15 protein-coding genes are annotated in these 14062 nt (G+C 73.2%); 7 read left to right on the top strand and 8 right to left on the bottom strand.

The features are described 5' to 3' along the window. Window positions 1-200: 200 nt before the first annotated feature. Window positions 201-782 (bottom strand): hypothetical protein, encoded by a 582-nt coding sequence (locus tag AC0HI0_RS39155; protein ID WP_480928511.1) that lies wholly within the window; start codon window positions 780-782, stop codon window positions 201-203. A 7-nt stretch (window positions 783-789) separates the two neighbouring features. On the opposite strand from AC0HI0_RS39155, the gene AC0HI0_RS39150 reads away from it, so the two are divergent. Next, window positions 790-1116, top strand: a complete 327-nt coding sequence (locus tag AC0HI0_RS39150; protein WP_480928510.1) for a hypothetical protein — start codon at window positions 790-792, stop codon at window positions 1114-1116. A gap of 29 nt (window positions 1117-1145) precedes the next feature. On the opposite strand, the gene AC0HI0_RS39145 is transcribed toward AC0HI0_RS39150, so the two are convergent. Further along, complete coding sequence (locus AC0HI0_RS39145) at window positions 1146-1985, bottom strand: lytic transglycosylase domain-containing protein (RefSeq protein ID WP_480928509.1); 840 nt, start codon at window positions 1983-1985, stop codon at window positions 1146-1148. Between the two features lie 184 nt (window positions 1986-2169). Here AC0HI0_RS39145 and efeU point away from each other — a divergent pair, with 184 nt between their 5' ends. The 5 genes from efeU to AC0HI0_RS39120 all read left to right on the top strand — a co-directional run bounded on the left by efeU (window position 2170) and on the right by AC0HI0_RS39120 (window position 7014). Beyond that, a complete protein-coding gene (gene efeU / locus AC0HI0_RS39140) occupies window positions 2170-2991 on the top strand; it encodes an iron uptake transporter permease EfeU (RefSeq protein WP_480928508.1) in 822 nt (273 codons plus the stop codon). Between the two features lie 15 nt (window positions 2992-3006). Then, window positions 3007-4119, top strand: a complete 1113-nt coding sequence (gene efeO, locus AC0HI0_RS39135) for an iron uptake system protein EfeO (RefSeq protein WP_480928507.1) — start codon at window positions 3007-3009, stop codon at window positions 4117-4119. Next, on the top strand, window positions 4116-5363 hold the full coding sequence (gene efeB / locus AC0HI0_RS39130) for an iron uptake transporter deferrochelatase/peroxidase subunit (protein WP_480928506.1): 1248 nt from the start codon (window positions 4116-4118) through the stop codon (window positions 5361-5363). Before efeO ends, efeB begins: the two co-directional genes overlap by 4 nt. Window positions 5364-5428: 65 nt before the next feature. Further along, window positions 5429-6406 (top strand): GlxA family transcriptional regulator, encoded by a 978-nt coding sequence (locus AC0HI0_RS39125; protein WP_480928505.1) that lies wholly within the window; start codon window positions 5429-5431, stop codon window positions 6404-6406. Next, entirely contained in the window at window positions 6403-7014 is a 612-nt protein-coding gene (locus AC0HI0_RS39120; RefSeq protein ID WP_480928504.1) for a DJ-1/PfpI family protein, read from the top strand. Before AC0HI0_RS39125 ends, AC0HI0_RS39120 begins: the two co-directional genes overlap by 4 nt. Here AC0HI0_RS39120 and AC0HI0_RS39115 read toward each other — a convergent pair. The 4 genes from AC0HI0_RS39115 to AC0HI0_RS39100 all read right to left on the bottom strand — a co-directional run bounded on the left by AC0HI0_RS39115 (window position 6981) and on the right by AC0HI0_RS39100 (window position 11899). Next, a complete protein-coding gene (locus AC0HI0_RS39115) occupies window positions 6981-7526 on the bottom strand; it encodes a hypothetical protein (RefSeq protein WP_480928503.1) in 546 nt (181 codons plus the stop codon). The two genes, AC0HI0_RS39120 and AC0HI0_RS39115, sit on opposite strands and share 34 nt — an antisense overlap. Window positions 7527-7667: 141 nt before the next feature. Next, a complete protein-coding gene (locus AC0HI0_RS39110; RefSeq protein ID WP_480928502.1) occupies window positions 7668-10853 on the bottom strand; it encodes a S41 family peptidase in 3186 nt (1061 codons plus the stop codon). 36 nt (window positions 10854-10889) lie between these two features. Next, complete coding sequence (locus AC0HI0_RS39105) at window positions 10890-11060, bottom strand: DUF397 domain-containing protein (RefSeq protein WP_480928501.1); 171 nt, start codon at window positions 11058-11060, stop codon at window positions 10890-10892. Beyond that, a complete protein-coding gene (locus AC0HI0_RS39100; protein WP_480928500.1) occupies window positions 11057-11899 on the bottom strand; it encodes a helix-turn-helix domain-containing protein in 843 nt (280 codons plus the stop codon). The genes AC0HI0_RS39105 and AC0HI0_RS39100 overlap by 4 nt, the downstream gene beginning before the upstream one ends. A 91-nt stretch (window positions 11900-11990) precedes the next feature. Between AC0HI0_RS39100 and AC0HI0_RS39095 the strand changes: the two genes are divergently transcribed. Beyond that, on the top strand, window positions 11991-12200 hold the full coding sequence (locus AC0HI0_RS39095; protein WP_480928499.1) for a hypothetical protein: 210 nt from the start codon (window positions 11991-11993) through the stop codon (window positions 12198-12200). Here AC0HI0_RS39095 and AC0HI0_RS39090 read toward each other — a convergent pair. Together AC0HI0_RS39090 and AC0HI0_RS39085 are read right to left on the bottom strand one after the other, a co-directional pair. Continuing rightward, a complete protein-coding gene (locus tag AC0HI0_RS39090) occupies window positions 12185-13129 on the bottom strand; it encodes a nucleoside triphosphate pyrophosphohydrolase (protein WP_480928498.1) in 945 nt (314 codons plus the stop codon). The two genes, AC0HI0_RS39095 and AC0HI0_RS39090, sit on opposite strands and share 16 nt — an antisense overlap. After that, window positions 13126-14061 carry a SurA N-terminal domain-containing protein gene (locus tag AC0HI0_RS39085; RefSeq protein ID WP_480928497.1) on the bottom strand — a complete coding sequence of 312 codons (936 nt, stop codon included), beginning with the start codon at window positions 14059-14061 and terminating at the stop codon, window positions 13126-13128. Before AC0HI0_RS39085 ends, AC0HI0_RS39090 begins: the two co-directional genes overlap by 4 nt. Window position 14062 lies beyond the last annotated feature (1 nt).

Here is a 14062-nt window from a genome sequence, read left to right as displayed (position 1 = left end):
CCCGTGGAGAACCTGTCCGAGGTGGAGTCCCGGTTGGTCTCGTGCGCCCGGGACGGGCAGCCCCTGGCGGGCCCGGTCGGACCGGACCTGGCGACCACCTGGGGACCCGGCCCGGGTGGTGCGCGGCGTGGTGGACGAGATCACCCTGATCGGGGCCGAGCTGCCGTGACCGGACGTCGCGGGCGGCGTGGTCGGCCCGATCACCGCGCGCGGGCTGCGCATGGGCGGCCGGCGGCGGCTCGACGGCGCTGGACCTCTACGGCGCGACGGTCGGCGACCTGGACCTGACCGACGTGGTGCTGCGCAGCGAATCCGGCCACGCGCTGGACCTGGGCCGGGCGACCGTGGTCCGGGAGTGCCGGTTCGAGGGGCTGACCGCCGAGTCGACGCGCCACAGCGCGGTCAGGCTCGTCCAGGCGACCGTCGAGGGGAACCTGACGTTCCGGCTCGTGCACGCCCGGATCGAGGCCGAGCTGGTCGCCGCGTCCGCGCGGGTGACCAACGAGGCCGGGCCCGCGCTCCTCGCCGACGGCATCCGGGTCGCCGGCAACGTGCACCTGGAGGCGGGCCTGACGGCCGAAGGCGTCGCCGGACCGGCCGACTTCGCCACGATCAGGCTCGCCGGGGCGGACATCAGCGGCGAACTGGTGGTCGACGCGCGGGTGACCAACGACCTCGACTTCCTGATCGACCTGGAGAGCGCCGCGATCGGGCACGGCTTCGCGTTCCGCGAGGACCTGGTCTGCCCGCACGCCGCCGCCGCGCAGCGCGCGTCCGGCCACGAGGGCAGTGCCCGGCACGTCCTCATCGCCCGGCAACGGGACCTGCGGGCGCGCGGTGACGTCGGCGGGCCGGCCGCGCGGTTCGCGCACGCCCTGTGGGGCCTGCCGGCCGGCTACGGCTACCCCGTGCTCGACGGTCGAGCAGGTCGGCCTGGGCCTGGACCGGGGTCTCCCGCTGTCCCCGACGGGCATCCGCACCCGCTGCGACCTGGACACCGCGACGGTCCCCGGCCATGGGTTCACCACCGCCGTCTGGACGCCGCAAGCCCTGGTCTGGGCGCTGGCCACGCTCGCCCTGGCCGGCTACACCGGCCTGATCCGCAAACCCGGCTGACCGGCGGCCCGCCCGGGAGGCGGACCCGGCTAACCCTGGCTGGCGCGGGCGTAGGCGTCCGCGCCGCTGTAGACGTTCTGGCCGTACTCCACCGAGTTGTTGTACGCCATGACCGCCGCCCACCAGCCCTCGCCGGTGGCCAGGTCGCGGCCCCCGGAGCACAGGTAGCGGGCCGCCGCCAGGGCCGCGTCGTCGATGTTCTGCGGGTCCGGCGGGGTTCCGTCGCCGTTCGCGCGCACCGCGTAGCGGGCCCACGTGGTCGGGATGAACTGCATGGGGCCGACCGCGCGGTCCCACGTGGTGTCCTTGTCCAGCACGCCGCCGTCGCTGTCCGGGATCGCCTTCACGCCGGGGCTGCCGTCCAGCGGGATGCCGATGATCGGCTTGGACGGCCGGCCGTCCTCGCCCAGCTTCAGGCCGCCGATGGTGCCGTGGTGCGACTCGATGCGGCCGATGCCCGCCAGCGTCGCCCACGAGATGCGGCACGAGGGCTGGTCGGACTGCATGATCAGGTCCGCGATGGCGTACGCGCGCAGCGCCCGCGCCGGCACGTCGATCTTCGACGACAGCGCCGCCGCCCACGCGGTGAGCGGCTCGGCGGAGACCGTCTCGCGGGCGGTCGACGCCTGCGGCGGCACGTCGCCCGCCGAGTTCGGGGCGGCCGAGCCGGGCTCGACCTGTTGGAACGGCACCGGGAACGGCGGGTCGGCGGCCCGCACGTCGCGCCGGTTGAACACGCTCAGCGCCCACGCGCCGCCGGCCACCACGGCGAGCAGGAGCGCGACCAGGGCGAGGCGACCGACGAGGTTGCCGACGCGCCCCCGTTGCGGCGGGGGCGGTGTCGTTTTCTCTGGCGGCGGGACGACCACGGCACCCAGGCTACGTGCTCACCGCGCGTCCTCGGCCGGAACAATCCGCATCGATCGCCCGAAATGACCGAATCCCCAGGTCATGTGACGTATCCGTGCCTGGACAGGCAGCTCAGCCTTGCCTAAGTTCGATGAGCCTAAGTTAACTCCGCGTGAGGGAAGTCGTCGTGGTGGTGGACAAGCCGTGTTGGTGAGCAACGGGCTCATCGGGTTGCGCGAGGGGCTGGAAGCGGCCCTGGTCGTCAGCATCCTGGTGGCCTTCCTGGTGAAGACCGACCGGCGGTCCAAGCTGCCGTTCGTGTGGCTGGGCGTCGGCATCGCCGTCGTGCTCTCGATCGCGGTCGGCGCGGTCGTCACGTTCACCACGGCGACCATGACCTTCGAGCAGCAGGAGGCGTTCGGCGGCGGGATGTCGCTGCTCGCGGTCGCCTTCGTCACCGGCATGATCTTCTGGATGCGGTCCACCGCCCGCACGATCTCCGCCGAGCTGCGCGGCAAGCTCGACCGGGCGATCGACGTCGGCCCGGTGGCGATCGTCACCGTCTCGTTCCTCGCGGTCGGCCGCGAGGGGCTGGAGACGGCCGTCTTCTTCTACTCAAGCGTGCAGAGCGCGGGCACCACGACCGAGCCGCTGATCGGGTTCGTGCTCGGCATCGCGGTGGCCGTCGCGCTGGCGTTCCTGCTCTACCGGGGCGCGATCCGGTTCGACCTGGGCAAGTTCTTCACGTGGACCGGCGCGCTGCTGGTGTTCGTCGCGGCGGGTGTGCTCGCCTACGGCCTGCACGACCTGCAGGAGGCCGCGATCCTGCCCGGCCTGAACACCCTCGCGTTCGACCTGGGCGACACGCTCCCCGAGGACTCGTGGTTCGGCGCCCTGCTCAAGGGGATCTTCAACTACTCGCAGCGCACCACCGTGCTCCAGGCCGCCGCGTGGTGCCTGTACGTCGCGGTCGTGCTGCCGCTCTTCCTGATCCGCCCCCGCGCCCGCGTCGCGGCGAAGAACTGAAACCGGAGAACTCCCGTGACCAAGCGAATCGTGGGCCTCGGCCTGCTCCTGCTCCTCGCCGCGTGCGGCAACCAGGCCCCGGCCGGCGCGGACGGCCCGATCGCGGTCGAGGCGTCCGACGACGCGTGCAAGGTGGCCCGCACGTCGGCGAACACCGGCAACGTCACGTTCGAGGTGTCCAACAAGGGCACCAAGGTCACCGAGTTCTACCTCTACGCCGAGGGCGACCGGATCCTGGGCGAGGTGGAGAACATCGGCCCCGGCCTGACCCGGCGGCTGATCGTCGAGGTCACCGACGCGGGCAAGCTCCAGACCGCGTGCAAGCCCGGCATGAAGGGCGACGGCATCCGGGGCGAGTTCACCGTCTCCGGCGACGGCAAGAAGTCCACCGACACCAACGCCAAGCTCGCCGACGCCACCAAGAGCTACCAGCGGTACGTGAACTCGCAGGCGGACAGCCTGCTCGTCAAGACCACCGAGTTCGTGAACGCGGTGAAGGCGGGCAAGGTCGAGGACGCCAAGGCGCTGTTCCCGGTGGCCCGGATCTACTGGGAGCGGATCGAGCCGGTCGCGGAGAGCTTCGGCGACCTCGACCCGAAGATCGACGGCCGCGAGGACGGGCTGGAGCCGGGGGCGGAGTTCACCGGCTTCCACCGGCTGGAGAAGGACCTGTGGAGCAGCGGCCTGCAGGCCGACTCGCCCGCGATCGCCGACCGGCTGCTGACCGACGTCAAGGAGATCGTGGAGAAGGCCAAGGCGGTCGAGCTGACCCCGATCCAGCTGGCCAACGGCGCGAAGGAACTGCTCGACGAGGTCGCCACCGGCAAGATCACCGGCGAGGAGGACCGCTACTCGCACACCGACCTGTTCGACTTCCGGTCCAACGTGGACGGTTCGCAGGCGGCCGTCGCGGCGCTGCGCCCGGCCGTGGAGGAGAAGGACAAGGCGCTGGTGGCGACCCTGGACGAGAAGTTCAAGGCGCTCGACGAACTGCTGGAGACGCACCGCAAGGGCGACGGCTTCAAGCTCTACACCGAGCTGTCCGAGGCCGAGGTCAAGGCGCTCGCGGCGGCCGTGGACGCGCTCGGCGAGCCCATCTCCAAGGTCGCCGAGGTCGTGGCCCCGTGACCGGGCTGCCCCGTCGCAGGCTGCTCGGCCTGGCCGGCGCGGGTGTCGCGCTGGCCGGGGCGGGCGCGGCGGTGGGCGCGCTCGCGACCGACCGCGAGGACGAGGTGCGGCCCGCGTCGCCGAGCGACGCGGTGCCGTTCCACGGCGAGCACCAGGCGGGCATCGTGACGCCCGCGCAGGACCGGATGCACTTCGTCGCGCTGGACGTGACCACGACCAAGCGCGCCGAACTCGTCGCCCTGCTCAAGGACTGGACCGAGGCCGCGCGCCGGATGACCGCCGGCCGGGAGGCGGCGGACGGCGGCGCGGTCGGCGGGCACCCGGAGGCGCCGCCGAAGGACACCGGCGAGGCGCTCGACCTGCCCGCGTCCGCGCTCACGCTGACCGTCGGGTTCGGGCCGTCGCTGTTCGACGGCCGGTTCGGGCTGGCCGACCGCAAGCCGCCGGGCCTGATCGACCTGCCCCGGTTCCCCGGCGACGACCTGGACCCCAAGCGCAGCGGCGGCGACCTGTGCGTGCAGGCGTGCGCGAACGACCCGCAGGTGGCCGTGCACGCCATCCGCAACCTGGTCCGGATCGGCTTCGGCCGGGTCTCCGTGCGCTGGTCCCAGCTCGGGTTCGGCCGCACGTCGTCCACGTCGAACGCGCAGGCCACCCCGCGCAACCTGTTCGGCTTCAAGGACGGCACCAACAACGTCAAGGCCGAGGACGGCGACGCGCTGCGCGACCACGTCTGGGTCGGGCCGGGCGACGGCCCGGACTGGCTGGTCGGCGGCAGCTACCTGGTGGCCCGCCGGATCCGGATGCACATCGAGATCTGGGACCGCACCTCGCTGGCCGAGCAGGAGGCGATCGTCGGCCGCACCAAGGGCGAAGGCGCGCCGATCGGCCAGCTCGCCGAGTTCGACCCGGTCGACCTGCACGTCAAGGGCAAGGGCGGCCTGCCGGCCGTCGCCGAGAACGCGCACATCCGGCTGGCGTCGGCGCAAGCCCTGGGCGGCACCAGGATCCTGCGCCGGGGCTACAACTTCACCGACGGCTCGGACGGCCTGGGCCACCTCGACGCGGGCCTGTTCTTCGTGTGCTTCAACCGCGACACCGGCAAGCAGTTCGTGCCCATGCAGAACGCCCTGTCCACCAAGGACAAGATGATGGAGTACCTGGAGCACAACGGTTCCGGGCACTTCGCGGTGCCGCCGGGCGTGCGCGAGGGCGGGTTCTGGGGCGACACCCTGCTCGGCTGAGGGATGTCGCGATCCGTGGGACGCGTGTCGTTGACGCCACCACGGGGGTCGCCGACGCTTGAGCTGTGCAACGGCGACGCGTCGGGTTCGTGGTCTTCGAGGGCTTCCAGCCGCTGGACCTGGTCGGCCCGTACGAGGTGTTCCAGCAGGCCGACCGGCTGGCCGGCGGCTACGACGTGGTCGTGGTGGCCCCGGCGGCGGGCCTGGTCCGATCGCGCAGCGGCCTGCCGGTGCACGCCTCGCACGGCGTCGCCGACGTGCCGCCGGCCGAGGTCGACACGCTGGTCGTGTCCGGCGGCCGGGGCGTCGACCGGGCGGTGGAGGACACCGCGCTCACCGGGTGGCTGGCCGCCGCCGCCACGCACGCCCGGCGGGTCACCTCCGTGTGCAGCGGCGCGTTCCTGCTGGCGGCGGCGGGCCTGCTGGACGGCCGCCGGGTCACCACGCACTGGGGCCGCGCGCGGGAACTGGCCGAACGCCACCCGGCCGTGCACGTCGACGCGGACCCGATCTTCATCCGGGACGGCCGGGTCTGGACGTCGGCGGGCGTCACCGCCGGCATGGACCTGGCGCTCGCCCTGGTCGAGGACGACCACGGCCGCGACGTCGCGCACGAGGTGGCCCGCCAACTGGTGCTGTTCCTGCGCCGGCCGGGCAACCAGGCCCAGTTCAGCGTCGCGCTGAGCACGAAGCCGCCCGCCACCGACCCGGTGCGCGCGGCGGTGGCCGCCATCCACGCCGACCCCGGCGCCCGCCACGCGCTGGACGACCTGGCCCGGCACGCCCGGCTGAGCCCCCGTCACCTGCAACGCCGGTTCACCGCCGAACTCGGCACCCCGCCCGCGACCTACGTGGAGCGGGTGCACGTGGAGGCCGCGCAGCGCGCCCTCGCGGAGAGCGGCGACCCGCTGGACGCGGTCGCCCGCCGCTGCGGTTTCGGCACCGCCGAGACGATGCGCCGCGCGTTCCACCGCAACCTGGGCATCGCGCCCTCCGACTACCGCGAGCGGTTCCGCTCGACCACCACCGAGGAGCACCCGTGACCACCTACGGCCTGCTGGTCTTCGACCAGGCGGAAGAACTCGACTTCGTCGGACCGTGGGAGGTGTTCACCGTCTCCTCCGCGCTCCGCGAGAACGCCGACACCGCCGTGCTCGTCGCCGAGCGCACCGACCCGGTGCGGTGCGCCAAGGGCATGCGGGTCCTGCCGGACCACCCGCTCGACGACCACCCGCCGCTGGACGTGCTGGTGGTGCCCGGCGGGGTCGGCGCGCGGCTGGTCGAGCCGCGCAACCCGGTGGTCACCGGGTGGATCGCCCGGACCTCGGCGCGGGCGGCGTGGACGTCGAGCGTGTGCACCGGGACGTTCCTGCTGCACGCCGCCGGCCCGGCGCGCGGTCGCCGGGTGACCACGCACCGCAACTTCACCGACGACCTCGCCGCGCTCGGCGAGGTGACCGTGGTCCCGGACGCCCGGTACGTGGTGGACGGCGACCTGCTCACCAGCCAGGGCGTGTCCGCCGGGATCGACAGCGCGCTGTGGCTGGTCGGCCGGCTGCACGGCCGTGACCACGCCCGCGCGGTCCGCCGGGCGATCCAGTACGAACCCGCGCCGCCCTACCTCGCCGACGAGCCGCTGCCGGTGGCCTGAGTCGTCGGCACCGGTGTCGCGGACGTCGTCGCGGTGGTGGTGCCGGGCGGGGTGGTGCCGGTCGCGGTGGGCAGCGACGGCCGGAGTTCCGTCGTGGTCGCCGGCGGGGACGTGGCCGTGGTCGGCGGCAGGCTCGACTCGGACGACGGGGACGACGACGGCCGGGACGGGACCGCCGAGGAGGCCGTGGCGCTCGGCGACCCGGGCGGACCCGGCCGATCCACCACCGGGTCCGGCGGCGGCGGCACCTCGCCCAGCCGGGGCAGCTCCCGGCCCGGCTGGAGCACCGGCTCCGACGTCGGCCCGTCGCGCACGTCCCGGGGCCCGCTCGACGGGCTCACCCGGGGCGTCGGCCCGGCGGGGCTGGTCCGGACGCTCACCAGGGTCGGCCGGGCGGTCACCTCCACCCGGTCCTGCCGCGACGGTGCCGGCGGGGCCGGATCCGCGGGCTGGCCGAACGTCAGGACCAGGACCAACGCACCGCCTAACGCCGCCACGGGCAGGAGGAGCACAGCCGAAAAACACCCGCGGCCACTGCGTGGCACCTCGCGATGACTCACCGAACCCCCGACCCGATCTTGCGTGGTACTCATTGGTCAGGTCGGGGGTCTCGGCCGCAACAACCGCCGCACTACACGGACAGGTGAAACCGCCTAGGCGAGCGGCGGGATCTGCGGCGGGGTGAACGCCGTGCGCCCCGCCAACGACTCCAACGCCATCCGCACGGCCGTCTCCAACTGCGGGTCACGCCCCGCCACGCGGTCCTGCGGCGTCATCACCACCTCGACGTCCGGGTCGACGCCGTGGTTCTCCACGCCCCACCCGTGCCGCTCGAACCACAGCGCGTACCGGGGCTGGGTCACCACCGTGCCGTCCACCAGGTCGAACTGGAAGTCGATGCCGATCACGCCACCCCACGTCCGGGTGCCGACCACCGGCCCGATGCCCATCTCCTTGATCGCCACGTTCACGATGTCGCCGTCCGACCCGGCGAACTCGTCGGCGATCGCCACCACCGGGCCGCGCGGCGCGTCCTGCGGGTAGCTCTCGAAGGTGGAGAACCCGCGCGCCACCTGCCAGCCGATGATCTTGCGCGCCAGCTTCTCCACGACCAGCTGCGAGGTGTGCCCGCCGCCGTTCTCCCGGACGTCGAGCACGACGGCCTCGCGCGCCAGCTCCACCCGCAGGTCGCGGTGCAGCTGCGCCCAGCCGTTGCCCATCATGTCCGGCACGTGCAGGTAGCCCACCCGCCCGTCGGACAGCTCGTGCGTCCGGGCCCGCCGGTCGGCCACCCACGCGTGGTAGCGCAGCGGCTCGTCGTCCTCCAGCGGCACGACCACGACCCGGCGCGGCTCGCCGCCGCCGCCGGGCCGCACGGTCAGCTCCACCGGCTTGCCCGCCGTGCCGACCAGCAGCGGCGCGGGCCCGGTCAGCGGGTCGACCCGGCGGCCGTCCACGGCCACGATCGCGTCGCCCGCGCGCACCGCGACACCGGGCGCGGCCAGCGGCGAGCGCGCGTCCGGGTCGGAGGTCTCGCCGGGGATCACCCGGGTCACCAGCCACGCGCCGGACTCGTCGCGCGCCAGGTCCGCGCCGAGCAGGCCCACCGACCGGCCGGCCGAACCGCCGGCCGGCACCACGTAGGCGTGCGAGGTGCCGAGTTCGCCCTGCACCTCCCACAGCAGGTCGATCAGGTCGGAGTACGCGCCCAGCCGGTCCACCAGCGGCCGGTAGCGGTCCAGCACGCCCGCCCAGTCCACGCCGCCCATGTCCGCGCGCCAGAACAGGTCGCGCATCAGCCGGCCCGCCTCGGCGTAGGACTGCCGCCACTCGGCGGCCCGGTCCACCACGACCCGGATCCGCGACAGGTCCACGTCCACCGAGTCGGAGTCCTCCGCGTCCACCTTCCGCTCGGCGGGCACCACCCGCAGGTCGATGCCGTCCTGGAGCACGATCCGCTGGCCGTCGCCGGTCACCTCGTAGGCGTCCACGCCGTCCACCAGCACCTCGGTGCGGGCCTTGGCGAGGTCGAAGCGCTCCAGGACCGCGCGCGGCGGCCGTGACGACGGGGTCGCCAGGTTGTCGCCGAGCACCCCGCGCAACGGGCTGCGCAGCCACAGCAGCCCGCCCTTCGCGGCGGTCAGCCCCGAGTACCCGGCGGCGGCCACCGGCACCGGGACCACCCGGTCGGCCAACCCGTCCAGGTCCACGACGGTGATCGGGTTGTCGTCGTCCTTGTCCTTCTCCTTGTCCTTGTCGTCGTCGCCCACCGGGCGGCCCAGCCGCAGCGGGTCGAACGGCGACGGCGTGGTCGCCGCGAGCGGCAGCAGGAACGGCCGGCAGCCGGTCGGGAAGGACAGGTCGAACACGTGCGCGTCGTAGACCGGGTCGAACGTCCGCAGCGACAGGAACGCCAGGTAGCGCCCGTCCTCGCTGAAGGTCGGCGAGTAGTCGGCGAAGCGCAGCGGCGTCACGTCCACCACGGACAGGTCGGTGGTGTTGGTCATCCTGATGTGCCGCAACGGACCCGGCCCCGGGTGCGACCAGGCCAGCCAGTTCGAGTCGGGCGAGAACGCCAGGTCCGAGACGTGCGGGTTGGCCTCCCGGAGCACCTCGCGGACCTCGCCGGACTCCACCTCGACCAGCAGCAGCCGGCCGTCGTGGGTGGCGACGGCGAGCCGCCGGCCATCCGGGGAGACTGTCAGTTCGAGCACCCGCCCGAGCTTGCCGACCGCGACCCGGCGCGGCGTGTTGCCCGGCTCGACCCCGCTGACGGGCGCGAACTCCAGGCCCTCCTCGCCCTCGGCGTCGGTCACCCAGACCACGCCGTCGCCGACGACCCGGGGCAGCCGGGCCCGCACACCGGGCGTCTCGGCCAGGGCGCGGGCGGGCCCGTCCCGGTGGGTCACCCAGTGCACGGTGCCGCGCACCTCGACCACACTGGCGCGCCCGGTCTTGTCCGGGTGGAAGTCGTCCGGGCGCGAGCCGACCGGCCGGGGCCGGGTCGCCGTGCGCGGGCCGGCCAGCTCGATGTCGAGCCGGCGCGGTGCCGCGTCGAGCGAGTCGAGCACCCACAGGTCGCCCGCGTGCTGGTAGACCACCCGCGAGCCGTCCGTGGTGGCGGCGCGGGCGAAGAACTCCTGCTCGGTGTGCCGGCGCAGGTCGGAGCCGTCGGGCAGGCACGAGTAGACGCTCGCCACGCCCTCGTGGTCGGACAGGAACGCGATCCGGCCGCCGTCGCCGGCGGCACCGATCCACATCGGCGAGTGCAGCGACGAGGTCAGCTCGGGCAGGATCCGGGTGAACTCGCGGTCACCGGTCGCGTCGACCCAGAGCTGCCCGGCCGAGCCGCCCCGGTAGCGCTTCCAGTAGGCGGGATCCTTGCCGTACATGGAGGTGACCACGACTTCGTGGGTCGGCCCGTGCGCGACGTCGCCGACCCAGCCGTAGGGCAGCCGGCGCGGCGGGCCGCCGTCGGTGGGGACGGCGTGCGCCCAGCGGCGGACGCGGGTCGCCTCGCCGGCGGAGGTGACGGCGACGACCTCGCCGTCGGGCGTCCAGTCCCGGACGCCGGTGGTCGCGTTGCCCCAGAAGGTCAACCGGTCGGCCGCACCGCCGGCGACGGGGGCGACGTGCACTTCGGGCGCGCCGTCGCGACGGCTGGCCCAGGCCAGCAGCGTCCCGGACCGGTCGAAACGCGGTGTGGACGCGGGAGCGCGGTCGGCGGACACCCGCCAGGCCCGGCCGCCGGCGAGCGGGGCCAGCCACACGTCGTCCTCGGCCACGAAGGTCACCAGGTCGCCGTGCAGGTGGGGGTAGCGGAGGTAGGCGTCGGTCACGTGATCGACGTTAGCGCGACACCCCGACGGCCGGCCTCAAGCTTGCTGAAGCCGCCCCAGGAAACTGACGGCGGAAACCATCGGGAACCGAAGCACCGGCCCCTCGGGATTCTTCGAGTCCCGCACCGCCATCACCGCACCCGATCGCGCCACCTCGACGCAATTCGATTCGGTGTTGCTCCGGCTCGACTTCCGCCAGTTCGTCACTTCGGGTGCCCTTCCAGGTCTTTGGCACACCGCAGGATCAGGTCCATCGAGTCCTCGACACCGACCGCTGCGGCCAACAGGCTCGGCTTGAGATCAGTGTATGCCTGCACGTCCTCGCGTTTGTCGAGAAACAAGTACGTCTTCAAGTTCTCCAGGTGCACCACCGGACTCGTCCGCGCGGTCTCCAGCACGACGAACGACCCGTAGAGCCCGAGGTGGTAGCCGCGTTCCTTCGGCACCACGCGGATGGTCACATTCGGCCGCTGCGCCATGGCGTGCAGGTGGTGCAACTGCCCGACCATCACCGTGCGCCCGCCGACCGGCCTACGCAGCACGAACTCGTCGACGATCGCCAGGTACGGCACCGGGTTGTCGCGGGTGAGCACCGACTGCCGTTCGAGCCGACGCCGCACCCGCTCCTCGGCATCGGCGTTGGACAGGCCGCCCTCCACCATGATCGTCCGGGCGTAGTCGGGCGTCTGCAACAGGCCGGGCACCAGCAGCGCCGTGACATCGGTGATGGAGGTGGCCACCTGCTCGTACTCGATCAACCCCTTGAGCTGTTGCGGCAGACCGGAACCGGTGGCGAGCCAGTTCGACTTGGCCGCCTCGCGGGCGAGGGCGAGCAGCTCCCGCCGCTTGGCACCGACCACGCCCAGCGCGCCGAGGATCGTGGCCACCTCGGTCTCGTCGGCCAGGCGTTCGCCGCGCTCGATGCGGCTGAGCATGCTCTTGCTGATGCCGACCTGATCTTCGAGCTGGATCATGCGCACGCGCTTGGCCTTGCGCAGGTCCCGCAGCTCCGCGCCCAGGGCCCGCGCCCGTGCGTTGCTCTCCATGCAGCTCAGCCTAAGGGTTCACCCAAACGTGGACTGTCGAGAATTCTTAGTCCTTGCCAAGATTGGTCCAAGAACCAGTGGAGGAGAGAGCATGCCGAAGCCCCGTGCGGAGATGCAGTCCTGGGTGCGGATCGAGGAGGAGACCAAGATCGAGTACCGGTCCGACCCGGCCGAGATCCTGCTCGCGATCGGGAACCTGCCCGAGTTCGAGATAGTCGCGACGCCCGCCGCGCTGCGCCGCTTCCTCGACCTCGGCGCAGCGGCCCTACGGGAACTCGAAGCCGCTCACGCGGGCCAGTGAGCCCGCCAGTCGTCGGCACCGAGCTTCTCGACGCCGGCCGCGCGCGCGGACCGTTCGGCCTCCCGCACCCGGCCCTCGAACTTCCGCGCCACCGCGCGCAGCTCGGTCTCCGGGTCCTCCCCCGCGAGCTTCGCCAGCGCGGCCACCACGAACAACGTGACCCCGGCACCGTCGCCGTCCGGCAGCAGCTCCACCGGCAGCCCGGCCCGCGCCGTCCGCTGGGCCAGCTTCCCGGCCAGCGCCACGGCCGGCTGGCCGAGCGCGACGCCGTCCAGGCTGGACTCGCGCTGCTTCTCGACCTGCTTCAGCTCCTCCCACCGGTGCTGCTGGGACGCCGCGTCCCGCACCGCCGGGTCGTTGCCCTCGAAGACGTGGGGGTGCCGGCCGACGAGCTTGCGCACCAGGTCGCCCGCCACCTCGTCGATCCCGAACGGCTCGACGTCCTCGGCCGCGATCCGCGAGTGGAACAGCACCTGCAGCAGCACGTCGCCGAGTTCCTCCCGCAACGCGCCCCGGTCGCCGTCCTCGATCGCCTCCAGCAGCTCGTAGGTCTCCTCCACGAGGTACTGCCGCAACGACTTGTGGTCCTGCTCCGCGTCCCACGGGCACCCACCCGGCGACCGCAGCCGGTCCATCACCGACACGGCGTCGACCAGCGCCGCGCCGGCCGGGTTGCGCAGCACGACCGCGCCCGCCTCGACCAGTTCGGCGGCGTAGTCGTCCGGCTCCGCCGTCAGGTAGACGACCGACCCGTCGACCGCGCCCACCGGGACGTCCCCGACCGGGGCCGCGCCCAGCCCGCCCCAGTACTCCGCGTCCAGCCCGCCCGAGACGAAAACCGCCGCCGCGCCCCGCAGAGCGGGCAACGCGGCGGCGGGCAGCACCGAAGTGCTGGGGCCCAGCAGGACAACGGTGTTCGCCACGCTCACGACTTGGGCTGCCGCACGGCGGCCTGGTAACCGGTCAGCTCCTCGGTGCGCGGGGCGAGCGAGATCGCCGTGGTGTCCCACACGCCGTAGCGCGGGTTCACCTTGATCTGCGGCTCGCCCGCGAGCCGCTGCACCAGCCGCAGCCCGATCTGCTCCAGCAGCTGGGGCGTGAGCTGCTCGGTGGACGAGTCGCTGCCGCCCTTCGCGTTGTCGTCGCGGTCGGTCACGTAGGCGACCAGCCACTGCGCGCTGCCGGGGTCCGGCGCGAACGCCACCACCGTGCCCGGCTCGACGCCGAACAGCGGCGAGCCCGCGGCCTGCGGCGACTCGGCCGACTTGACCTTCTGCCCGACCTTGGCCAGCTGCTGACCGCCCGAACCCTTGGGGCCCGCCTGGACGAACCCGGCCATCAGCCCCGGGTCGGCCGCGATCTGCTTGGCCTTCACGACGGCGTCCTTGCCGTCCTTGGTGAAGAAGTAGTCGAAGGTGACTTCCATCCGGTCCACGTACTTGCGCGCCAGCTCGACCAGCAGCAACTGGTCCTTGGCCCGCTCGCGGAACGTGGTGGCGTCGTAGACCGTGTTCTGCGAGGCGGCTTCCGCGCCGCCCGCGTTCTGCACGGACTCGGTGACGGCCTCCTCGGACACCGTCACGCCCTCGCGCTTCGCCGCCCGCTCGATCAGCTCGTGCTGCACGCTCAGGGTCACCAGCTGGCGGGACACCTGGTCGAGCTTGCGCTGCTCGTGCAGCTTCTGGGCCTCGGGCTCCTTCTTGAGCACGGTGTCCAGGCGCTGCTGGACCAGTTCGAGCGGGATCACGGTGTCGCCGATGATCGCGGCCGACCCCACCTGGCTCGGGCCGCTGCCGCAGCCCGCCACCAGCAGTGCGACGGCCGCGCCGATCAGGGTGAAGCGCCTCTGCACAGTCCTCACA

This window comes from Saccharothrix sp. NBAS 001, assembly GCF_056640475.1.
The sequence above is the reverse complement of the archived record's forward strand: the minus strand, read 5'-3'. Positions and strand labels throughout refer to the sequence as shown.